Origin of the sequence: Enterococcus sp. DIV1937, from assembly GCF_050535975.1 — a bacterium.
Classification (GTDB): domain Bacteria; phylum Bacillota; class Bacilli; order Lactobacillales; family Enterococcaceae; genus Enterococcus; species Enterococcus faecalis.
Map to the genome: position 1 here is coordinate 1077408 of NZ_CP172909.1, position 23834 is coordinate 1101241.

The window sequence follows — 23834 nt, forward strand, 5'->3', positions numbered from 1 at the left end:
ATGTTAATGGCGCTGGATTTGAAAAGAACATATACGGCAATCTTGGATAATGCCTATCAAGTCAGTTATGAAAAAATAGAGAACAAAATTGGCAGTTTAGATTTTACCATGCCACTAGATGATCCTAAAAATGAATTTATTGCAGAAATGCAATGGGTGGAACTGACCGACAATGAGAATGAATATATTGGTTTATATCGCGTGATGCCAACCACAATTAAGAAAGATGCGAACAATAATCAAATTCATTACTCTGCCACAGAAGCATTATGTACCTTAGGTGATACTGTCCTTTTTGGTTGTCACGAAATTAAAAACAAAACAACGAAAGAGGCCATTCAATTTTTATTGAATAAACAAAAAACAAAGCATTGGGTCCTAAAAAAATGTGATTTTTCAAGGAAATTAACCTATAAATGGGAGAATGAAAACGGGCTAGTCGAGCCTTTATTTAGCATCCCAGCCGATTTCGAAGAGGAATATCTTTGGCAATGGAATACAGAGGTCTATCCTTTTGAAATTTCATTAGTCAAACCGCCAACAGAACCAGTTGCGCGAATTCAAGAAGGTTACAACATGCAAGGATTTGAAATAGAACGTAATCCCAAGATGCTAATCAATCGGATTTATCCATTAGGTTCAGGCGAAGGTGTTAACAAAGTCAATATTCGCTCGGTCAATCAAGGGGTTCCGTATTTAGAGAACAAGGCCGCAATTGACCGCTATGGTTTATTAGAGTCAATTTGGGTGGAACAGCGTTTTTCTGATCCCAAGGCATTAAAGGAAAATGCTTTGCGAATGTTAGAAGAATGGACCAAGCCACAAGTTTCTTGGGTAGTGACTGCAGCTGATTTAATTAAATTAACAGATCAACCTTTAGCAATCGATCGTTTGCGGTTGGGCACGGTTATCATGATTAATACGAATGAGTTTGGGAGTGTCAACCTTCGTATCAAAAAAGAAAGTAAAAAAGATGTCTTTGGTGCCCCCCAAGACATTCAGCTAGAGTTGGGAAATCTGCAAGAAACAATTCATAGTACCATGACAGCTTTCAGTCGGAAACAAGAGATTAGCGAAACTTACGCACAAGGGGCGACGACACTTTTAAATCGTTCAATACAAGGAGAACTTAGCAAGACACAGCCAGTGGAGCTGAATTTATACTTTGACGAGGACATTCTTTATATAAACACCGCAGAATTAACGTTCAAGGCAACTGCTAAAGGACCTTCGCATTCTGTAACGAACATTGATTTGGTAGTAGATGGCAAAAAATCACCCCAACTATCATTGCAACAACAACGGCTAAACATTTTGAGTTATTTACGAAAAACAACAGATGGAAAAATCGAACGCGGCAATCACACGCTTCAATTTTTCTCTCATCAGCCACTATGGTTGGATGCTTCGGTCATCTGTCGTGTGTATATTCAATCCCAATTGGGTGGCCAGTTTTAATAAAATAATGAAAACTAGAGGAGTGTGACGAAATGTCAGTAGAACATATTGAAGAATTAGATACCCTGAACCAAGGTCGCCTTAAAATCAATGCAATCTTGGATCAGTCGAATGCATCAGCTGAGAAAGTAGATGCTTATCAAGTCCAGTTAACGAATGGAATTTCTGAAGCGAAAAACATCGCAGATGAAGCTGGCAAAGAAGCCGTACAAATTGCCACCGATGCAGGCAATCAAGCAAATGAAACAGCCAACCAAGCGATGAACAATGCCAAAACAGCAATTACGATTGCAGGAAATGCAGTTTCAACGGCAAATAATAATAAACAAGAATTTGATACTTTGCGAAATGATTTCAATCAATTAGTAGCAGAAGCGGGTGATAGTAATCCAGAAATTGTCCAAGCACGCACAGATACACAAGGCATCAAACAAGCTACCTTAGCGAATCGTCTTCAAATTGATTTGAATGACCGTATGACAAAAGCAGACGGTATTTCTTTATTGGCTAAGCCAACCACTGTCAAATTGAAGTTAGACTTTAACGGTAAAACGGCCGGCAATACAGCCACCAATGCAAACAGTTATTCCACTGATTTTACGGCTAAAATTCTTAAGAAGCCAACAGACGTTTGGGAGGAAGTTTCCCAAGCGGACTACAATAAAATGGCCAGCCGTGATGATGAGGGTGTGAAAACAGGTTCCACCCAAAGCGGTGTAATTCCACAACAGTTAGCGGCCTTCAATCTCGTTGAAGCCGCAAAAAAATTAATTCCACAAATGTTTGAAACATTCACAACTGACGAGTCGGTGGCATTTATTCGCCAGAACGTTCAATTTTTTACGATTAATCAACGTGTGAAAGCCGCTGCGCCCAATAATCAAACGATTAAAATCGCTACGTATTTACCAACTACGGATAATTGGGTAACTCAAATCCAAGAATCAGCAAAAGAGTTCGGCGATTTTTCAATTCAAATCAATGATCAGAATTTTATCACAGATGAAGGTTTCATTTATTTAATGAGCTATACAGATTCATCAAATGGGGTAACGCCAGCCAGCGTAGAAGTTGATTACGTGGGGCTTCATATTGGGCTGTCTGTTGATGCCCAAGCGGTTTTAGCGAAGAGTGGTTTTGTTCAAGCAGAGCAACTCAATACCCATATGGAAAATCAAGATAACCCGCACCAAGTAACCGCTGAACAAGTGGGGCTAGGCAATGTAGAAAATTATGGCTTCGCATCAGACAGCGAAGCAGTCGCGGGAACTTTAACGAGTAAATATATGCACCCGAAAAACGTTGCGGAAGCGATTAAAGGTCAAGCTGTGACACAAACAGGTGATCAAGAGATTGCTGGGGTGAAGAATTTTGTGACTATGCCAACCGTCAATGGTGTGCCTTTGGAATCCTCTAGAATGGCCATTTATGAAGCTAGTGGAGTCGGTGAAGTCGAGGCAAAATATCAGGCGGCCTTTAATAAGGATAATATGAAATTTGTATTAATCAGGGTGGGAAATCGTGTCGATGCATTTGTAAGATGTAATTTGAGTGATCCAACGAAATTGAATACCCACATGCCTAAAATATTTAATATACCAACTGGGTACAAAATGTCCTCAAAAATAAGTGCTAGTGTCTGGAATATTCCGCTGTCAGTTGCACCTGCCGCTTTTCCGTATCCTAATTGTAATGCACTATATGAAATTGGAAATCAAGGGATAATTTTTGCCTCAAGCAGAGCCGGAAATGTTTACCTACAAGGAAGTTGGTACACGGACGATCCGTTTCCGACAAAATAACAAGCTAGTTTAGGAGACTTTTTATGGAACGTTATCTCAACACAATAACAATGCTTTTAAGCATTTTCGGTGGGATTGTCGTACGTTTATTAGGTGGATTAGATCAATTGTTGGATGTCTTCCTCTTTTTAATTATTGTCGATTTCATCACAGGTTGGATTAAGGCAATCGCCACAAAAGAATTGTCCAGTCGGATTGGTATGCTCGGAATTGCGAAAAAAGTGACGATGTTATTTGTGGTTGCCGTAGCGGTTCGTGTTGAAAAAGTTGTGGGGAACAATTTGCCAATTCGGGAAATGGTTCTGATTTTTTACATTGCGAACGAAGGACTTTCTTTTTTTGAAAACATTGCGACCTTTATTCCTATGCCGAAAAAGTTAAAAGAGTTATTTATTCAGTTAAAAAATAAAGATGATTAAGTAGAAGTGGTCGGGACAAACGTAGAACTTTCGGCTGATTGCCGAAGAAATTACTTCTGTCCCGCCATTTATCTGCGGGTTTAAGCCGTGGAAGGGAATTTGTTTTGACTTTCTTTTCATGGCTTTTTTAAGAAAGGAGCATGCTATGTTTAAAAAATTAATGATTCAACTTGCTTTAGTAATTGGCTTAAGTTTAACGATTCCGATGACGGCTTGCGCTTACACCATCGAAGCGGATCCAATCAACTTTACTTATTTTCCCGGCTCTGCAACCAATGAATTAATTGTTTTACATGAATCAGGAAACGAGCGGAACCTAGGACCACACAGTTTAGACAATGAAGTGGCCTATATGAAACGAAATTGGTCAAATGCTTATGTCTCATATTTTGTCGGATCTGGTGGACGAGTGAAACAATTAGCTCCTGCTGGCCAAATTCAATATGGCGCAGGTTCTTTAGCTAATCAAAAAGCCTATGCGCAAATCGAATTGGCTCGAACGAATAATGCGACGACGTTTAAAAAAGATTATGCTGCCTATGTTAATTTGGCCCGTGATTTGGCTCAGAACATTGGTGCTGATTTTTCGCTGGACGATGGAACAGGTTATGGCATAGTCACTCATGATTGGATTACAAAAAATTGGTGGGGAGATCATACAGATCCTTATGGTTATTTAGCGCGTTGGGGGATTAGTAAAGCGCAGTTGGCACAAGATTTACAAACGGGCGTTTCTGAAACAGGTGAGACTGTCATTATTCAGCCAGGTAAACCTAATGCGCCAAAATATCAAGTAGGACAAGCAATTCGTTTCACTTCAATCTATCCAACACCAGATGCTTTAATCAATGAACATCTATCAGCAGAGGCACTTTGGACACAAGTAGGAACAATTACAGCGAAATTACCCGACCGACAAAACCTTTACCGTATTGAAAATAGCGGACATTTGTTAGGCTATGTGAACGACGGCGACATTGCTGAACTTTGGCGCCCGCAAACGAAGAAATCATTTCTAATTGGTGTGGACGAAGGCATTGTTTTAAGAGCGGACCAACCTAGTTTGTCAGCACCCATTTATGGTATCTGGCCCCAAAATACTCGCTTTTATTACGATGCATTTTATATTGCAGATGGGTATGTTTTTATTGGTGGAACAGATACGACAGGCGCGAGAATTTATTTGCCAATCGGACCAAACGATGGCAACGCACAGAATACATGGGGATCATTTACTAGCTAAAAAAAAGCCACAAACTCTGATAAAAGCAGAGTTTGTGGCTTTTTGTGCATTTAGCAGAGATTTTGCCAAAGGGAATAAGCAATGGAGACTGCGAAGCTAGGTACTTTTATGCTATAATGACAAAGTTAGTATTATCGGAACTGGAGGAACTATAATGGACGGCATTTTACCGTTATGGAAGGAACGTGGCATGACAAGTCATGACTGCGTATTTAAATTGAGAAAAATTTTACATACCAAAAAAATTGGTCATGGTGGTACGTTAGATCCAGATGTCGAAGGGGTCTTACCCATCTGCGTTGGCAAAGGAACGAAAGTGATCGAATACATGGTAGATTCTGGCAAAACCTATGAAGGTGAAATTACACTTGGATTTGCTACGACAACCGAAGATGTTAGTGGTGAAATTGTTGAAAAAAAACCAGTTACAACACCTCTGTCAACTGAACAAATTGATCAAGCAATGGCCGAAATGACAGGTGAAATCACACAAATCCCACCGATGTTTTCTGCGGTGAAAGTCAATGGTAAACGTTTATATGAATATGCGCGGAACGGGGAAGAAGTTGAACGGCCCCAACGAAAAGCAATGATTTATTCATTTGAACGCACTAGTGATCCAATTTTTAATGAATCTGCTCAAACACAAAGTTGGCGGTTTAAAGTGGTCTGTGGCAAAGGAACCTATGTGCGGACACTATCCGTGGATACTGGCAAAAAATTAGGCTATCCTGCCCATATGTCGGATTTAACGAGAACGGCAAGTGGCGGTTTGCAAGCTGCGCAATGCTTAACGTTAGAAGAAGTAGCCAAACAAATGGCTGCTGAAACAATCGATCAATGCCTGTTGCCCATTGAGACAGCAGTAGAACAATTCCCACGAATTGATTTATCAGATGAATTGTATCAAAAAGTAAAAAATGGCATGCGTTTGCACAAAAAAGAATTAGGAATAAAGGCAATGCCAGAATCCTTAGTTGCCTTATTTTACCAAAATCAAGTGGTTAGTTTATACATGCCACACCCAACGCATGATAAATTATTGAAACCAAGTAAAGTTCTACGGAATAATTAAATAAAAAAGAAGGAAGTTTTTGCACATGCAAGTTATTCAACTACATCATCCCTATGAACCCAATCAAATTCCTAATGAAGAAGTCGTGATGGTCCTAGGCTTCTTTGACGGTGTTCACAAAGGCCACCAAAAAGTAATCGAAACAGGTAAAAAGATTGCTGAGGAAAAAGGCTTGAAGTTAGCTGTGATGACCTTCAACCAACACCCATCAATCGTTTTTCAAAAAGTTTTACCAGAAAATATGAAATATTTAACTAGCTTGGAACAAAAAGAACGCCTAATGGCCAACTTGGGCGTTGATATTTTATATATTGTCGAATTTACTTCAGCGTTTGCTCAATTAAAACCGCAAGATTTTGTCGATCAGTATATCGTTAATTTAAATAGTGCAGTGGCAGTCTCTGGGTTTGATTATACGTATGGTCCTAAAGAAATCGCTGGAGTCAAACAGTTACCAACTTATGCGCAAGGCCGTTTTGAAGTGGTGACAGTACCAAAAGAAGAAATGACTGGTGCCAAAATTAGCTCAACAAGAATTCGCGAAAAAATGGAAGCCGGCGAAATGGAGGAGGTCACGGAGTTGTTAGGATATATTTATGAAACAGAAGGAACAGTTGTCCATGGCGATGCTCGTGGCCGTTTATTGGGTTTCCCGACTGCTAACGTCAAAGTGAAAAGCACCGTGCGCTTACCAAGAATTGGCGTCTATGCTGTGCAAATCGAAGTTGGTGGCAAATGGTATGTCGGCATGGGCTCGATTGGTCATAATGACACCTTTGGAGAAGGACGCGATTTAACCGTGGAAGTCTATATTTTGGACTTCCATCAAGACATCTATGGTGAGCAAGTGGTGGTTCGTTGGAATCATTATTTACGTGACCAAGTGAAATTCAATGGGGCTGAAGCCTTGATCGACCAATTAAAACAAGATGAACGAGATACGGCTGACTATTTCCAACAATCTGAGGATAAATAATGAAGATTCGTCAAGAAAAACCTGCAGAGTATCAAGCTGTAGAACGTTTAACGTATCAAGCGTTCAAGGAATTAAATTTGACCGAAAACTGGCGTCCCACAGAGCATTTTATCGTGCATTTATTAAGAGAAAGTGCCGACTTTATTCCGGAGTTGTCCTTAGTTTCAGAAACTGATCAAGGAAAATTAACGGGTCATATTATGTCTTCAAAAGCCAAACTACGATTACCTGATCATACAGAAAAGGCTGTTTTGACCGTTGGGCCGCTAAGTGTCCATCCAGAAGCACAGAACACGGGCGTAGGCTCAGCGTTAATTAAGCATTCTGTGCAGAAGGCCAAAGAATTAGGCGTCGGCGGATTGATTATCCTGGGCCATCCAACTTACTATACGAAGTTTGGTTTTGTTCCAGCGACTACTTTTCAGATTACGTTACCGGAAAAAGAAACATCAGAAGCATTATTGGCTTTGGAATTACTGCCAGGTTATTTTGGCACAAGTGGTGGGGAGTGGCATTTTTCAACATGCTTTGCTTATCCAGAAACACACCTTGTAGAATTAGAAGCCTTTGAAGCAGAACTCGGAATAAATGAATAAAGAATAATAAGACGCGACAACTACTAGTTAAGTACTGGTGGTTGTCGCGTCTTTACTACTTTTTATTACAAAGTAGTTGACAGAACCGGTACTCAGTATTATTATGTAGTGGTACATAGTACTAAAGAGTAGTTTAGGGAGGAAAAGCAGTGAAGCAGACAGAGTTGCTAAAAGGCATTTTAGAAGGTTTAGTTTTAGCCATCATCCAAAGGAAAGAAACATATGGTTATGAAATTACAAAAATTTTAAATGACCAAGGGTTTACTGAAATTGTTGAAGGAACCGTTTATACGATTTTACTGCGTTTAGAAAAAAATCAATGGGTTATAGCTGAAAAAAAGCCTTCAGAAAAAGGGCCAATGCGGAAGTTCTATCGCTTAACCTCATCAGGAGAAGCAGAACTCGCTGATTTTTGGCAGCGGTGGACGTTGCTTTCAAAACAAGTAAACAAGATGAAAAAAATGGAGGGATAGAGCATGTCAAATTTTAAAGCGTTGATCAAAAAAGTTGTGGGGGATAAAAAAGAGTACAAAGAATATAAACGACGGATTGCAGCATTACCAGCAGAGTATCGACAAGTATTTCAAGAAATTGAAAAATATGCATGGCATTTTTCAGATCATAGCGGAGCCAATATGTTCAATGCGTTGACTGATTTACTTGATTTGTTTGAAGAAGGAGCTGCTAACGGAACACCTATCAAAAATATTACGGGAGAAAAAGTAGGTGATTTTGCTGAAACAATTGTCAATGAAGTCGCTGGCAAATGGACCGATAAACAGAAAGAAAAACTGAATCATCAATTTTCTAAACAATAGTCAAAACAAAAAAAAGAGAATAAACATGGTTGAAAATTTTTTTAAAGAAGGAAAGTTGCTAGTTATTCCCAAGAAAAATGCGAAAAAAGTCCAAGTGTTTCAACGTGGGGCCAACCAATTTGAATTTGGGAAAGAATATACGGAAAAAGAAGTCAATCAGCGACTTAGAGAAATCTATGAAGATTATGCACTTTTGAGACGGTATTTAGTAGATTATCAGTATTTAGAAAGAGATAAGTTTGGAAAAATTTATCAGAAATGTGAGCAACACACAAAAATTATATAAATGGCTTTTTTTAAAAGTAGCGAAACTAGGTGAAATGAACCAAGTCTAGCTACTTTTTGTTATGTAAGCTTAGTAATAGTTCTATAAAAAACTCTCTATTTGTTTTCTAACTCAGACTGGTAAGATTGATTTAATTAGAAAAAGATAGAGGTGAGAGAATGAATCTACGTACTTTAGGTCTAACAAAAATTCTTTTGACCTTTATTATATTAAGTATTATTGGCGCGTTAATGATTTATAGCGCCAGTAGCTATGACTTGCTGATGCAAGGCGTGAAGCCCACTGCTGTGTTTATTAAACAAGGCATTATTATGTGTCTCAGCTGGGTGCTAATGTTCGTGATTTACAAAGTTCGACTAGAAGTGTTATTTAATAAGAAAATTGCGATTGGACTGCTTTTAGTTTCGGTACTATTACTGTTAATGGTTCGACTACCTTTTTTTGGTGTAGCAGCGAATGGCGCACAACGTTGGATTTCTCTCTTTGGAATCCAGTTTCAGCCATCAGAACTTTGTAATTTTGCGATTATTTATTACTTGAGCTGTTATTTAGGTGAAAAAGAAAATGGCTTGACAATGAAGCAGTTAAGGAAACAATGGCTGTTTGTTTTGGTCGTTGCATTTTTAGTTTTGATTCAACCCAAAGTTGGCGGGGCCATTCTTATTTTAGTTATTGGCAGTGTCTTGATTTTCTCAGCAAGTATTCATGCAAAATTTAGTGTAATTGCTGCGGGGATTGTCGTTGCTAGCGCGGCGCTTCTTTCTAAAATAATTATTTTTCTAGGGGATCACCGCTACTTACCACATTTTTTTGCGCATGTGTATGACCGCTTAGTTGTTTTGAAAAATCCGTTTTTATCCTTTCATGATCGCGGATTTCAGCCTTCAATGGCCTATTTAGCAATGTATAACGGTGGGTTTTGGGGCACTGGATTAGCCAATGGTATGGTAAAAAAAGGTGGCTTGCCAGAAGGTCAAACCGATTTTATTTTTGCGGTGATTGTGGAAGAACTTGGTTTGATTGGCGGCTTACTATTACTATTTCTTTTGTTATTTTTAGCGGCCTCGATTTTGCGGAGTAGTTGTGTAATAAAGAATCATTGTTACGGCTTGTTTTTGTTAGGGGTCGGGACCTTGATTTTAGCTCAAACGGCGATTAACATTGGTGGCGTTTTGGGTTTGATTCCAATGACGGGAATTCCTTTACCGTTTGTTAGTTACGGTGGGACAAGTTATTTAATCTTTTCAGTGGCATTAGGAATCGTCATTAAAATTATTGCAAACGAAAGGCGGCAGTTAAATGGTCAATACAAAAAAATTCAACTTACATCTTAATTATGATTTATTATTGCCCATTTTTTTACTCACACTTTTATCTTCTGGTGTGCAATATTGGATTGCCGTTAATGAAGGAAAAGACGGAACTGTGCCAGCATTAAAACAACTCTTCTTTATTTTTGTTGGCTATGCAGGCATGTTTTTAGCTAGTCGGCTGTCACAGAAGTTTATTTGGAAAGTAGCTCCTTTTTTCTATGGGTTTTCATTAATCTTAATGAGCGCTTTGTATTTTTCCTATGACAAAGGAATGTATTTATTGACGGGCACAAAGCGCTGGTTAGATTTAGGGTTTATTAAATTTCAGCCATCAGAAATTGCGAAAATTGCGTTTATTTTAATGTTGGCAAAAATTATTGTCCAACATGAGCAACAAGACTGGTCCGATAAATGGCGTTCAGACAAGCAACTTCTAAAAAAAATCGTTGCGGTTAGTGTCCCTGTTTTTTTCTTGATGGCGGTACAAAAAGATTTTGGGACATCCCTTGTTTTCGTAACGATTATTCTATCTCTTTTAGTTATTTCAGGAATTGATCGCAAAATTTTAATCATTATTTTCAGTGCTTTAGCAACGTTAGGCGTGGTCTTGATTCTGTTAGTCTTTACAGAGTGGGGGCACAAAGTACTCTTCTTTTTACATTTTAAACAATATCAATTGGATCGAATTTTAGCATGGATTCATCCCTATGATTATGTCGATAAAATCTCCTATCAACAAGTACAAGGTTTATTGGCAATTGGTTCGGGTGGTTTATTTGGCAAGGGTGTGCATGGGATTGAAGTGTATGTTCCTGTTCGTGAGTCTGATATGGTTTTTACTTTTATCGGGGAAGCCTGGGGCTTTGTGGGCAGTGCCACTGTTGTTTTTCTCTATTTTTACTTGTTTTATCAAGTTTTAGTAGCTGGCTTGCGGAGCAATTCGCGTTTTTGTATGTACATCTGTGTCGCCCTCATTTTTTCGCTGGTTTTTCAAACGGTGGAGAATATCGGTGCGGTGATTGGACTGTTGCCGTTAAAAGGTATTCCGCTTCCGTTTTTAAGTCAAGGAGGCACTTCGTTAGTGATGGCTATCACTTCTTTAGGATTTGTCAAAGGAAGAGAAGCCGCTACCTGAAAACACAAATAAAAACCAAGACTGGAACTCGCTTGCCGACAAGCTCTAGTCTTGGTTTTTACTATTGAAATTGTTTTTGGCATTCAGCCAAAAGTTGTTGAAGTTGTCGACTCATGTAACGTTCTTTTAAATAATAAACTGCCATGTTTCGTTTAGGTAGTTCTTGGTAAGTTAGTGTATGGATCGAATTGTCTAAAAGTTGAATATTTGTGTATTCGGGGACAATAGCGAAACTATCGGAATGAGACACCAAGTGAGTAATAAGTGAAAGAGTATCCACTTGAATGACTTTCTCTGGAGAAAAATTAGAAAACGTAGTATCTAGCCAATTGGTTAATTTGTTTTGCTCGGAAAATTCGGTATTTAAACGGACGAAGGGGTACATTGTTAGTTCTTTTAAAATTTCTTCCGTCGTGGCTTTGGCCAAAGCTGGATGATCATTTCTTAAAATGAATTGATAATTTGCTGTAAATAAATCAATTTTACCAATATGTTCAGGTAATGGTAAGTCAGCAAAGGAAATACCAAAATCTGCATCCATTGTTTCCAAGGATTGAAGAATATTTTCTGTAATAATAGTGTGGACTTGTAAGTTGGATGAACGATCCGTTAATGTTGTCATTAGTAAGTCATTCAATTTATATTCTAAATCACAGAGATAAGTGGCTACATAAATATGGTTGGAAGAATGATTAATTTCTTTTAGCTCTTCTTCAATTGAGACCAACTCATTGGTGATGCGCCAACAATATTTTTCTAAAATTAATCCAGCTGGTGTTAAGGTGGTAGTTTGACCTTGGCGATTAAAAAGTTCCGCGCCTAACGTTGCTTCAAGAATTTTTATTTGCTTACTTAATGCAGCTTGAGAAATTGCTAAATTTTCGGCTGCTTTAGTAAATTGTTTCACTTTGCATAACTCTAAAAAATAATGTAAACGAAATAGTTCCATGGGAATTCCTCCTTTTTCTATTCCTAGAATAAATAACGTAATTGTTCGAATAAATAACGGTGTGCTTCACAATGTCCGTGATGATTATTCTGAACTAAATAGATGGCTCGTTCTGGACTATCTTCCAGAGGAATACCAACTAAGTTACGTCTGTTTAGTTCATCAGTGAGTGAATAGGGAAGGATGCTACAGGCTTTTTCTCGTTGGACCATGTCTAAGACTAAATGAAGAGAAGGAAGTTCGATGACGATTTGCCGATTTTCCCAATTGATTTTACGTTCCCAACGTTTAAACACTTTTTTTTCATATACTTGATCGGAATATGCAGCAAAAGGTAAAGAACGAATTTCGTCAATCGTTACGCTATCGGCATGGGCTAAAGGATGATTTTTATTGACACAAAGGAGATAGCTTTCTGTATAAATTAATTCTTTCTCTAATGGAATCGAGGTATCCAAAAATATCCCAATCCCAATGTCAATTAAATCTGTTTCCAAGGCTGTTTCAAGATCGTAATAATACTTAAAATCAATACTTACATACGGATAGGATTGATTAAATAACAACAAGACTTCTCCAAATGCTTTATCTATATCAATTAAGTTTGTTCCAATCCGAATGGTCGTTGTCGATCCTTGGGTCACTAATTCATTAATCTCTTCTTGCGCTTCCTTAATGAGTGCAAAAATCATTTCTGTTCGCTTGGCGACGACTTCGCCTGCTGGAGAAAGCCGACAATGTTTCTTGTCTCTTAAAATTAATGAAGCACCTAATTCACGTTCCAACTCCTTGAGCTGGGTACTTAAATAAGGTTGACTCGTATGGAGCTTTTGAGAAGCTAAAGTAAAGCTCGCATACTTTGAAACTGCCATAAAATATTCTAGTTGTTGTAATTTCATTTTCCTCACCGCCGTTTCTTTAACTATACAAAAAATAGCAGAAGAAAAGCTTCTCGACAAGGCTATCTGACGGTCTTTAGATTAATTTAACCAGTTATGATTCTATGAATAAATACGAATCATACCAGAAAACCATAGTAAATAAGCGGATTATTTTTCTTTTTGTTACTGAATGGACAAAAAGTTATCTGCTAAAAACTTTTTCTATATCGTTATTTTTTCAAGGAAGAATTATACTTGCTGTTGTAATTAAATAAGATTTGTTAGGTGAGGCTCCTATACAAACATAGGCTACTGCCCAAAAATGTCGAGAGACGCCAATGGGTAGAACAGGAACTGTCGAATGAAGGCTTTTCTTAAGGTAGCTAAAAGCAATCGCTTTTTACGTTGTATAGTGCTAAAGCTCAACGATAAGAACGATTATTCTTTGACACGTTGAGTTTTCAGCGTGTCTTTTTTTGTGGAAAGGGTGAGGAAAATGGAAGATGAACCGATCGTCAATTCAAGTCAACAACAGATAAATGAGGTGAAAGAAAATGGAAAAGAAAATGCGTCACTTGGGCCATGACTATAGTTACAAAAAGTTTGCCCATTCAGAAGTAGAAAAAGTTTTACAACGTTTCGGCTCAACTTGGGATGGCATTAAACACCAAGATATTGAAGAATTACAAGAACGTTATGGCCGCAACAAAATTATGAATGAAAAAAAAGCTTCACGGCTGCGACTTTTTATAAAATCGTATATCACGCCGTTTACTTTGGTGTTATTAGCACTAGCCACAATTTCATTTTTTACAGAATATGTCTATGCTGCGCCAGAGGAAAAAGATGTTACTGGCGTGTTAATTATGTTAGCGATGGTCATCTTAAGCGGCACGATGAGTTTTGTCCAATCAGTCAAATCAAGCAATGCAGTTGAAAAATTACAAAATATGATTAAAGTTACAGCGACAGTCATTCGTGACAAGAAGCAAATGGAAATTCCTATTGAGGAAGTTGTGTGTGGCGACTTAGTCCAACTATCCGCTGGCGATATGATTCCAGCCGATTTACGTTTAATCCAATCTAAGGACTTATTTGTTTCCCAATCATCCTTGACTGGAGAGAGTTTTCCCATTGAAAAACACGCGACTCATCAAAAAGATAGTGATCAAATTGATACAGAATACGACAATCTTTTGTTTTTAGGAACAAATGTCATTAGTGGCACTGGTTTGGGCATTGTCATTAAAGTTGGTAATCAAACTTTATTCGGACGGATGGCTTCTGATAACGGAGAAGAGCAGCAGCAGACGAGTTTTGAAACAGGAATTAATAAAACAACGTGGGTGCTGATTCGCTTTATGTTGGTTATTACGCCAACTGTTTTTCTAATTAATGGGTTAACAAAAGGCGATTGGGTGGAAGCGTTAATGTTTGCGATTGCCACAGCTGTCGGCTTGACACCAGAAATGTTACCCATGATTGTAACAACCAATTTAGTCAAAGGTTCTCGAGAAATGGCTAAAGAAGGCACGATTATGAAAAATGTCAATGCCATTCAAAATTTTGGCGGGATGGATGTACTTTGTACGGATAAAACAGGTACCTTAACACAAGATAAAGTAATTTTAGAATACCACTATAATATTGGGTGCCAAGAAGATCAAAAAGTCTTGGATTTAGCATTTCTAAACAGTTATTTTCAAACAGGTTTGCGTAATTTAATGGATAACGCCGTTATTCAAGCGGCGACACAAGAAAGTGATATACAATCAGATGATTTTTATAAAGTAGATGAAATTCCTTTCGATTTCAATCGACGTCGAATGAGCGTGATTATCAAAGAGTTTAAAACGCGAGAAACACGCTTAATTACCAAAGGTGCGGTTGAAGAAATGCTCTTGGTCTGCACACAGGTACTTTTAGATGGCGAAATTGTGCCCTTAACAGAGACGCTGCGTCAAAAAATTACCAAAGACGTTGAAGCTTTAAATCGAGATGGTTTGCGCGTTCTAGCAATTGCCGATAAAAAAGTCGAAGCGGCTGAATGGGAGTATACAACTAAAGATGAATCAGAGTTGATTTTACAAGGCTATCTTGCTTTCTTAGATCCACCAAAAGAAACAGCGGCGGCAGCTATTCACGCCTTGCATCAACATAATGTAGCTGTGAAAGTATTAACGGGGGACAATCAGTATGTGACGCATTCTGTTTGTAAAGAAGTTGGTCTGGCTGGCGAAAAAATTATTACAGGAAATGAACTTCAACAATTAAACCAAGAAGAATTAAGAAAAACCGTTCAAGCGTATAATATTTTCGCCAAAATTACGCCTGACCAAAAAGTTCGTATTGTAAATGCGTTAACTGAAAATGGTCAAACTGTTGGCTTTTTAGGTGATGGAATAAATGATGCTGGAGCAATGCGTGCTGCTGATGTAGGAATCTCTGTTGATACAGCTGTCGATGTGGCGAAAGAATCGGCGGATGTAATTTTATTGAGAAAAGATTTAATGGTTTTGGAAAAAGGAATTTTATCTGGACGGCGCGTGTTTACGAACACGATGAAGTACGTCAAATTAACAGCAAGTTCTAATTTTGGCAATGTTTTTTCCGTGATCCCAGCAAGTATCTTTTTACCATTTTTACCGATTGCTCCGATTCAATCGCTATTATTAAATCTAATTTACGATACTTCGTGTATGTCAGTTCCTTGGGACAAAGTAGATGAAGAATACGTAGAAAAACCAAAAAAATGGGAACCAAAATCAATTGGTAATTTTATGCGTTGGTTTGGCCCAACGAGTTCTATTTTTGATATTGTTACCTATTTATTTATGTATTTCATTGTGTGTCCGGCTATCCTAGGTGGCTCATTCTTTGAATTAAATGGAGCAGATCAATTGCTCTTTATCGGTATTTTCCATGCAGGGTGGTTCATTGAGTCCTTATGGTCCCAAATGCTCGTCTTGCATTTCCTACGAACAGAAAAAATGCCTTTCCTTCAAAGTAGTGCTTCTGGAATTATGACGTTAGTCACTACAGCAGGGATTGTTCTCGGAACTGTTTTACCCTTTACCGCTTTCGGTGCAGAACTAGGATTTGTCGGTTTATCACCAAGCTATTTCTTGTATTTAATCCCGACAATTATTGCTTATTTAGCACTGGTTGCGTTCATTAAAGTTTTATACGTCAAACGTTACGGTCAATTACTGTAACTGATTTGTACTATTATATATAGAAAAATTTTTTTACTTTTCTTTCAAGGTTGAGGAGGTGTCGGTTTTTATGACAGCTCCTCGTTGTTGTTTTAAGTGACTGTGCGAATTTTTTTATGGATTTATTTGTCATTTACAGTTAGTATGGCTAGTAGAGACTTTCCAAAAAGAACGAGCTTTTTGGTAATAAGGAGATAAAACGAGCTAATGACCAAAACAAACCAACTTTCAACTTCAACGCCGATGTTCGATCGGTCGGCCTATATTCATATTCCATTTTGTGAGCATATTTGTTATTATTGCGATTTTAACAAGGTCTTTTTAGAAGGACAACCAGTTGATGAATATATTCAGAGTTTATTAAAAGAAATTCAACTTACGCAAGCATTGTATCCAGAACAAGAAATGAAAACCATCTATATTGGCGGAGGCACGCCAACTTCATTATCAGCGAAACAGTTAGATGTGCTACTAAAAGGGGTTCGCGAACAGCTAACGTTTGATGACCGAAATGAATTTACGGTGGAAGCAAACCCTGGTGATTTAACCCAAGAAAAATTACAAGTCATGAAAAACTATGGCGTCAATCGTCTTTCGATGGGCGTTCAGACATTTGATGATCGCTTGCTCAAAAAAATCGGTCGCAAGCACACCGCCGCAGATGTTTATGAAACAATGAAATTTTTAGAGAAAGAAAATTTTACCAATGTCAGTATTGACTTAATCTATGCTTTACCTGGACAAACATTGGAAAGTTTTCGCGATACTTTGACAAGAGCCTTAGCATTGGACTTGCCGCACTATTCGCTTTATTCATTAATTCTTGAAAATAAAACAATGTTCATGAACTGGGTTCGTCAAGGACGGTTACAGCTGCCTGAAGAAGAAATCGAAGCACAAATGTTTGACGAAACGATTGAAGCAATGGAGAAAAAAGGACGTCACCAATATGAAGTCAGTAATTTTGCTTTAACAGGAAAAGAAAGCCAGCATAATCTGGCTTATTGGAATAATGACCACTACTATGGATTTGGCGCAGGTGCCAGCGGCTATCTTGGGCAAACTCGTTACAAAAATCACGGTCCAATCCAACATTATTTGAAACCCTTGCGAGAAAATCAATTGCCAATTGTGGAGACTGAAGAATTAACTCGTCTAAATCAAATAGAAGAAGAGCTATTTTTAGGCTTACGTAAAAAAGTAGGCATTTCTAAACAAAAATTCCAACAAAAATTTCATGAACCAATTGAAGCAATTTATGGAGAGGTCATTCAACGCTTAATCAAAGAAGAATTATTAATTGAAGAAGCAGATATCTTACATTTAACGAAAAAAGGACTATTTGTGGGGAATAATGTTTTTGAAGCATTTTTGTTAAGTGAAAAAGAGTAAAAAAATAAAAAAATCATCGAAGTGTGACAAAGCATTTCGATGATTTTTTTATTACAAAAGTTGGTATTGATGGTTTTTGAAGGTGGTTTGCAGCGATTAGCACTCTTGTGTGAAGAGTGCTAAAAAGTTGCGTATTTCCCTTGACAAAAAGGTAAGGACTTGTTATATTAGTATATGTAGTTAGCACTTAGATGTTAAGAGTGCTAATGAAGGGTGGTAATAACGATGATTACAGAAAGACAACAAAATATCTTGAGACTTATCATCCAAAATTACACGAACACGGGCTTACCTGTCGGTTCTAAGAAATTGATGGAGGATGGCATTGCCTCTAGTTCTGCCACAATTCGTAATGATATGAAAGCATTAGAGGAATACGGCTTATTAGCTAAGACCCATTCTTCTTCAGGGCGAATCCCCTCAATGGCTGGTTATCGTTACTACGTGGATCATCTTTTACAACCAACACAAGTAGAAGAGAACGAACTTAGAAGAATCCGTCAATCTTTTGGAAAAGAATTTCATGAGATTAATGATATTATTCGACAATCAGCTGAAATTCTATCAGAATTGACAAGTTATACTGCTTTTTCATTAGGACCTGAAGTGAAAGAACGGAAATTAACCGGCTTTCGAATGGTTCCTTTGAATGATCGGCAAGTCCTTGCTATTATAGTGACAGATAAAGGCAATGTTGAAAACCAAGTATTTGCCATTCCTGCCGCTGTTTCTAGCCAAGATCTTGAAAAAATGACACAAATCATCAATGATAAGTTGGTTGGACAACCTTTGTTGACCGTTTATCATCGTTTGCGGACGGAGATTCCGATGATTTTACATCGCTATTTCCAAACGCCAGAAGGAATGATGAACTTATTCGATGAGATGTTAGGACATGCCTTTGAAGAAAAAGTCTTTGTCGGTGGTCGCATGAATTTGTTAGATTTTGGCATCAAACAAGATATTGAACAATTGAAATCTGTCTATTCCTTTATGCAAAATTCTGATGAGCTGACGCATTTATTAAATGGTTCTGCAACAACAGAAAATCCAATTGTTTTTCGTATCGGCTCAGAAATTGGCAACAATCTCTTAGAAGATATGAGCATGATCACTGCTACGTATGAAGTATCAGGACATGGCAAAGGAACAATTGCCCTGCTAGGACCAACCAGTATGCCGTATTCAAAAATATTCGGTTTGGTAGACACGTTTCGACATGAGCTAGCTTCACAACTAGGTGACTATTACCGTTTTTTAGGTAATTAAGCAAACCTTGTTAGGATAAGAAGTAGATGCATAAAGAGAAAGGAAGTTGCTGAAGTGAGTAAAAAAGAAGAGAAGCAAGAAGAATTACAAGAAGAAATGGAAGCTGTTGATGCTGCTGGCGTTTCTGAAGTAGAAGTTGAAGCAACAGAGATTGAAAATCTTAAAGCAGAGCTTTCCGAAATGGAAGACAAGTTCTTGCGGGCAAGAGCCGAAATTGCTAATATGAGCAATCGAAATAAAAACGAACGAGAATTATTAGTTCGTTACCGCTCACAAGATTTAGGTAAAAAGATTTTACCATCCATTGATAATTTAGAACGAGCAATGGCTATTGAAGTATCAGATGAACAAGGCGAAAGCTTGAAAAAAGGTATTTCGATGGTGCTAGAAAGTATTACTGTGGCTTTAAAAGAAGAAGGAATTGAAGAAATCCCAGCAATGGGTGAAACCTTTGATCCAAATTTACATCAAGCCGTTCAAACAGTCCCTGCTTCTGAAGAAACCCCAGCAGATACCATTGTTGAAGTTCTACAAAAAGGGTACAAATTACAAGATCGTGTGTTGCGACCATCAATGGTCATTGTTGCACAATAACAAACGTTAATTAAAAATATATTATTATAGAAAACTAATACAGATTGGAGATATTCACTATGAGTAAAATTATTGGTATTGACTTAGGAACAACAAACTCAGCTGTCGCAGTGCTAGAAGGCGGCGAAGCGAAAATTATTGCAAACCCAGAAGGTAACCGCACAACTCCTTCGGTCGTTTCATTCAAAAACGGTGAAATTCAAGTGGGCGAAGTAGCAAAACGTCAAGCTGTTACAAATCCTAACACGATTTCATCTATTAAACGTCACATGGGTGAAGCTGGATACAAAGTTGATGTTGAAGGAAAATCATATACACCACAAGAAGTTTCTGCAATGATCTTACAATATTTAAAAGGTTTTGCTGAAGACTATTTAGGTGAAAAAGTTGAAAAAGCAGTTATTACAGTTCCTGCATATTTCAACGATGCGCAACGTCAAGCAACAAAAGATGCTGGTAAAATTGCTGGTTTAGAAGTAGAACGGATCGTTAACGAACCAACAGCAGCAGCTTTAGCTTATGGCTTAGATAAAACAGACAAAGATGAAAAAATTCTTGTCTTTGACCTTGGTGGTGGTACATTCGACGTGTCAATCCTTGAATTAGGCGATGGCGTTTTCGATGTATTATCAACAGCCGGTGATAACAACCTAGGTGGGGATGACTTTGATAATAAAATCATTGACTACATGGTTGCAGAATTTAAAAAAGAAAATGGCATTGACTTAGCTAACGATAAAATGGCATTACAACGTTTGAAAGATGCTGCTGAAAAAGCGAAAAAAGACTTATCAGGTGTAACAAGCACACAAATCAGCTTGCCATTTATTACTGCTGGCGAAGCAGGACCATTGCACTTAGAAATGAACTTAACTCGTGCAAAATTTGATGAATTAACAAGTGATTTAGTTGAACGTACAAAAGTACCAGTACGTCAAGCCTTGAAAGATGCTGGTTTAAATCCTTCTGAAATCGACGAAGTTATCCTAGTTGGTGGTTCAACACGTATTCCAGCTGTAGTTGAAGCTGTTCGCAAAGAAACAAACAAAGAACCAAACAAATCAGTTAACCCTGACGAAGTAGTAGCAATGGGTGCTGCAATCCAAGGTGGCGTAATCACTGGTGATGTTAAAGACGTTGTCTTATTAGACGTAACACCGTTGTCATTAGGGATTGAAACAATGGGTGGCGTATTTACAAAATTAATTGATCGTAACACTACGATTCCAACAAGTAAATCACAAGTCTTCTCAACTGCTGCTGACAATCAACCAGCTGTTGATATTCACGTTTTACAAGGTGAACGTCCAATGGCCGCTGATAATAAAACATTAGGTCGTTTCCAATTAACAGATATTCCTGCAGCTCCTCGTGGTGTGCCACAAATTGAAGTAAGCTTTGACATTGATAAAAACGGGATTGTAAATGTTCGTGCGAAAGACTTAGGCACTCAAAAAGAACAAACAATCACGATTAAATCTTCTTCAGGTTTATCTGATGATGAAATCGAACGTATGGTGAAAGATGCTGAAGCAAACGCTGAAGCAGATAAACAACGTAAAGAAGAAGTTGACTTACGTAACGATGCAGATGCTTTATTATTCACTGTTGATAAAACATTGAAAGAATTAGAAGGCAAAGTAGACGCTGAAGAAGTGAAAAAAGCAGAAGATGCGCGTGATGAATTAAAAGCAGCCATCGAAGCAAACGATATCGAACAAATGAAAGCAAAACGTGATTCATTGAATGAAATCGTCCAAAACTTAACAGTAAAACTTTACGAACAAGCTGCGCAACAACAAGCACAAGAAAATCCTGAAGCTGCCCAAGGTGGCGCTGATGATGTTGTTGATGCTGATTTTGAAGAAGTAAATGGTGATGACAAATAATCAATAACAATTGATTTTAGGGACTGGATCATTAGTACAATGACTAATGTCCCAGTCCCTTGTCTTTTGTGAGAAAATCAACCACAATCAAGTTAGCAAGAAACTATTTAGGTTTTGAAAGAACTGTGGTATGATTACAACGATGTTAAACAAGCTGAAAATACCTATTCACAGCTAGTAACACTGATTCAAGGTGTGACAGATAATCCAACCAGAGAGACCGAAAGCAATCGATGAATTTGGCTGGTTCTAAACACATTGTAAAGTTTGAAGAAAGTTGGAGGGAAGTCAATGGCGACGAAACGAGATTATTATGAAGTGCTAGGATTAGCAAAAGGTGCTTCAGATGATGAAATTAAAAAAGCATACCGCAAACTTTCCAAAAAGTACCATCCAGATATTAACAAAGAAGCCGATGCGGAAGAAAAATTTAAAGAAGTTTCTGAAGCGTATGAAGTATTAAGTGATCCACAGAAAAAAGCGGCCTATGACCAATATGGCCATGCAGGAACTGATCCTAATTACGGTGGCGGCGCTGGTGGCTTTGGCGGTTTCGGTGGCGGCGGATTTAGCAGTAGTGGTTTTGGTGGATTCGAAGATATTTTCGATTCATTCTTTGGTGGCGGCGGTGGCCGTTCTGTTGATCCAAATGCACCAAGACAAGGCGCCGATTTACAATATACAATTCAATTGAAATTTGAAGAAGCTATTTTCGGTGTCGAAAAAGAGATTAAGTACAATCGAGAAGATACTTGTGCAACCTGTGGCGGTAATGGCGCCAAACCAGGCACACACCCAGAAACTTGTCATAAATGTCATGGCTCTGGAACAATCAATGTTGAACGTCAAACGCCATTAGGTCGTATGATGAGTCGTCAAACTTGTGATGTGTGTCATGGCACAGGGAAAGAAATCAAAGAACCATGTCCAACTTGTCATGGCACAGGTCATGAGAAAAAAGCACATACTGTCAAAGTAAATGTGCCTGCTGGAGTAGAAGACGGTCAACAAATGCGCTTAGCTAACCAAGGAGAAGCGGGTACCAATGGTGGACCTTATGGTGATTTATATGTAGTCTTTCGTGTTGAAGATAGTGATATTTTCGATCGAGATGGCGCAGAAATCTACTATGATTTACCAGTAAGTTTCGTCCAAGCGGCTCTAGGGGACGAAGTAACTGTCCCAACTGTTCATGGTGACGTGAAATTAAAAATTCCGGCTGGAACACAAACTGGCACAAACTTCCGCTTAAGAGGCAAAGGTGCGCCACGTTTACGTGGTGGGGGCAATGGTGATCAACACGTGAAAGTGAAATTAATAACACCAAAAAATCTTAATGAAGAACAAAAGGATGCCCTACGAGCTTTTGCAAAAGCTGGCGGACAAAATGTAACTGAACAACAAGAAGAAGGCTTCTTTGATAAAATGAAAGATGCGTTTGGCGGTAAGAAGAAAAAATAAACCAAACGAGTCAGAGACAAAAGCAGTTAGCTCCAAGTGTTCATCACTCTTGAAAGCTAAATTGCAGCGAGTAATTGCAGGTGCTGCTTTTGTTCAACTGATTATTTTAAGATTTAGAGAGTGGGACATAAGTCGTTTTGACTTATGTCCTATTTTCGTTTTTTATTTCCAAACATTTTACGAGAATATTTTAAAATTTAGCGTATACTTAATATAAGCAAGTTAGGAGGGCTTATTTATGAAACCATATGTTTATGTAATCAGTGATATTCATGGACAAGCAGATTTGTTTGATGCCTTACTCACAGACTATGACCCAGTCGAGCATCAGCTAGTTTTAATTGGTGATTTAAACGACCGTGGTCCGCATTCTAAAGCCTGTTTTCTCAAAGGAAAAGAACTTGTCGAGCAACACGACGCTGTTTATTTGCGAGGCAATCATGAAGAATATTTTTTGCAGTTTCTTCAAAATCCAGAGGACTGGTTTGCAGGATATGTTCGCAATGGTGGCAAGGAAACAATTGAAAGTCTCTTGCATCCAGGAGCTACTGCAGAATACTCACCAACAGAAATGGCCTTAATGATCCGTAGTCGCTATCCAGAGTTAGTTGATTTTTTAACAAAACGACCGCTTTATTTTGAATGGCAGCATTACTTATTTGTGCATGCTGGGGTTGATTTAACGATGGAAGATTGGCGGCAAACAGCACCTAAGGATTTTTTGTGGATTCGCGAACCCTTTCATCAAGGGAAAAATAATACAGGCAAGACCATTGTTTTTGGTCATACCATTACTCCGATGTTACATGGTGATATGCAGACCACGGACCTTTGGCAAAGTGATGGAAAAATTGGCATAGATGGTGGTGCTATTTTTGGTGGCTCTGTGCATGGTGTGATTTTTAATGAAAAAGGCATTGTCCAAGATATCGAATATCAAAAACGCACCCCTGCATGGCAACCAGAATTTTGATTCCTTAATCGCACGAATCAGTTACCTCACTTCTATATTTAGAAGCAAAAATATGCTAAAATAGATAAGTATGCATAAGAAAAGAGGTAT

At 38.2% G+C, this 23834-nt stretch carries 22 protein-coding genes and 1 riboswitch; of the genes, 20 read left to right on the forward strand and 2 right to left on the reverse strand.

Annotation, left to right across the window (positions count from 1 at the left end; genetic code table 11):
* The 12 genes from IGL13_RS05285 (at position 1) to IGL13_RS05340 (ending at position 11121) form a co-directional block, all read left to right on the forward strand.
* Positions 1-1458 (forward strand): phage tail protein, encoded by a 1458-nt coding sequence (locus IGL13_RS05285; RefSeq protein WP_002378248.1) that lies wholly within the window; start codon positions 1-3, stop codon positions 1456-1458.
* A 32-nt stretch (positions 1459-1490) separates the two neighbouring features.
* On the forward strand, positions 1491-3260 hold the full coding sequence (locus tag IGL13_RS05290; protein ID WP_002378249.1) for a hypothetical protein: 1770 nt from the start codon (positions 1491-1493) through the stop codon (positions 3258-3260).
* A 23-nt stretch (positions 3261-3283) separates the two neighbouring features.
* Complete coding sequence (locus tag IGL13_RS05295) at positions 3284-3679, forward strand: phage holin family protein (protein WP_002357842.1); 396 nt, start codon at positions 3284-3286, stop codon at positions 3677-3679.
* 118 nt (positions 3680-3797) lie between these two features.
* Positions 3798-4922: an SH3 domain-containing protein gene (locus IGL13_RS05300; protein WP_002401525.1), complete on the forward strand. Its 1125-nt coding sequence runs from the start codon at positions 3798-3800 to the stop codon at positions 4920-4922.
* Positions 4923-5076: 154 nt separating this feature from the next.
* A complete protein-coding gene (gene truB / locus IGL13_RS05305; RefSeq protein WP_002378252.1) occupies positions 5077-5997 on the forward strand; it encodes a tRNA pseudouridine(55) synthase TruB in 921 nt (306 codons plus the stop codon).
* A 25-nt stretch (positions 5998-6022) separates the two neighbouring features.
* Positions 6023-6973, forward strand: coding sequence for a riboflavin biosynthesis protein RibF (gene ribF, locus IGL13_RS05310; protein ID WP_002363808.1), 951 nt, complete (start codon positions 6023-6025; stop codon positions 6971-6973).
* Entirely contained in the window at positions 6973-7569 is a 597-nt protein-coding gene (locus IGL13_RS05315) for a GNAT family N-acetyltransferase (protein WP_002360474.1), read from the forward strand. The genes ribF and IGL13_RS05315 overlap by 1 nt, the downstream gene beginning before the upstream one ends.
* Before the next feature lie 149 nt (positions 7570-7718).
* On the forward strand, positions 7719-8042 hold the full coding sequence (locus IGL13_RS05320; RefSeq protein WP_002357837.1) for a PadR family transcriptional regulator: 324 nt from the start codon (positions 7719-7721) through the stop codon (positions 8040-8042).
* 3 nt (positions 8043-8045) lie between these two features.
* Positions 8046-8387, forward strand: coding sequence for a DUF1048 domain-containing protein (locus tag IGL13_RS05325; RefSeq protein WP_002357836.1), 342 nt, complete (start codon positions 8046-8048; stop codon positions 8385-8387).
* Positions 8388-8412: 25 nt separating this feature from the next.
* Positions 8413-8673 (forward strand): DUF2087 domain-containing protein, encoded by a 261-nt coding sequence (locus IGL13_RS05330; protein WP_002378253.1) that lies wholly within the window; start codon positions 8413-8415, stop codon positions 8671-8673.
* A 158-nt stretch (positions 8674-8831) separates the two neighbouring features.
* A complete protein-coding gene (locus tag IGL13_RS05335; RefSeq protein ID WP_002378254.1) occupies positions 8832-10007 on the forward strand; it encodes an FtsW/RodA/SpoVE family cell cycle protein in 1176 nt (391 codons plus the stop codon).
* Positions 9973-11121 carry an FtsW/RodA/SpoVE family cell cycle protein gene (locus IGL13_RS05340; RefSeq protein WP_002357833.1) on the forward strand — a complete coding sequence of 383 codons (1149 nt, stop codon included), beginning with the start codon at positions 9973-9975 and terminating at the stop codon, positions 11119-11121. Before IGL13_RS05335 ends, IGL13_RS05340 begins: the two co-directional genes overlap by 35 nt.
* 61 nt (positions 11122-11182) lie before the next feature.
* Here IGL13_RS05340 and IGL13_RS05345 read toward each other — a convergent pair whose 3' ends face one another.
* Both IGL13_RS05345 and IGL13_RS05350 read right to left on the reverse strand, forming a co-directional pair.
* Positions 11183-12070, reverse strand: coding sequence for a LysR family transcriptional regulator (locus IGL13_RS05345; protein ID WP_002357832.1), 888 nt, complete (start codon positions 12068-12070; stop codon positions 11183-11185).
* 23 nt (positions 12071-12093) lie between these two features.
* Complete coding sequence (locus IGL13_RS05350; RefSeq protein WP_002382245.1) at positions 12094-12969, reverse strand: LysR family transcriptional regulator; 876 nt, start codon at positions 12967-12969, stop codon at positions 12094-12096.
* Between the two features lie 252 nt (positions 12970-13221).
* Positions 13222-13392, forward strand: a riboswitch (M-box (ykoK) riboswitch).
* 113 nt (positions 13393-13505) lie between these two features.
* On the opposite strand from IGL13_RS05350, the gene mgtA reads away from it, so the two are divergent.
* From mgtA to IGL13_RS05390, 8 genes are all read left to right on the forward strand, one after another.
* The gene (mgtA, locus tag IGL13_RS05355; RefSeq protein ID WP_002378256.1) at positions 13506-16166 is read left to right on the forward strand and encodes a magnesium-translocating P-type ATPase; all 2661 of its coding nucleotides are present in this window, start codon (positions 13506-13508) and stop codon (positions 16164-16166) included.
* Positions 16167-16409: 243 nt separating this feature from the next.
* Positions 16410-17558 carry a radical SAM family heme chaperone HemW gene (gene hemW, locus IGL13_RS05360; RefSeq protein ID WP_430604642.1) on the forward strand — a complete coding sequence of 383 codons (1149 nt, stop codon included), beginning with the start codon at positions 16410-16412 and terminating at the stop codon, positions 17556-17558.
* 225 nt (positions 17559-17783) lie between these two features.
* Positions 17784-18827, forward strand: a complete 1044-nt coding sequence (gene hrcA / locus IGL13_RS05365) for a heat-inducible transcriptional repressor HrcA (RefSeq protein ID WP_002357828.1) — start codon at positions 17784-17786, stop codon at positions 18825-18827.
* Positions 18828-18881: 54 nt separating this feature from the next.
* The gene (gene grpE / locus IGL13_RS05370; protein WP_002357827.1) at positions 18882-19421 is read left to right on the forward strand and encodes a nucleotide exchange factor GrpE; all 540 of its coding nucleotides are present in this window, start codon (positions 18882-18884) and stop codon (positions 19419-19421) included.
* Positions 19422-19480: 59 nt separating this feature from the next.
* Positions 19481-21310 (forward strand): molecular chaperone DnaK, encoded by a 1830-nt coding sequence (gene dnaK / locus IGL13_RS05375; protein WP_002357825.1) that lies wholly within the window; start codon positions 19481-19483, stop codon positions 21308-21310.
* Positions 21311-21424: 114 nt separating this feature from the next.
* A complete protein-coding gene (locus IGL13_RS05380; RefSeq protein ID WP_002357824.1) occupies positions 21425-21547 on the forward strand; it encodes a hypothetical protein in 123 nt (40 codons plus the stop codon).
* Between the two features lie 54 nt (positions 21548-21601).
* Entirely contained in the window at positions 21602-22771 is a 1170-nt protein-coding gene (gene dnaJ / locus IGL13_RS05385; RefSeq protein WP_002357822.1) for a molecular chaperone DnaJ, read from the forward strand.
* 238 nt (positions 22772-23009) lie between these two features.
* Entirely contained in the window at positions 23010-23744 is a 735-nt protein-coding gene (locus IGL13_RS05390) for a metallophosphoesterase family protein (protein ID WP_002361705.1), read from the forward strand.
* Positions 23745-23834 lie beyond the last annotated feature (90 nt).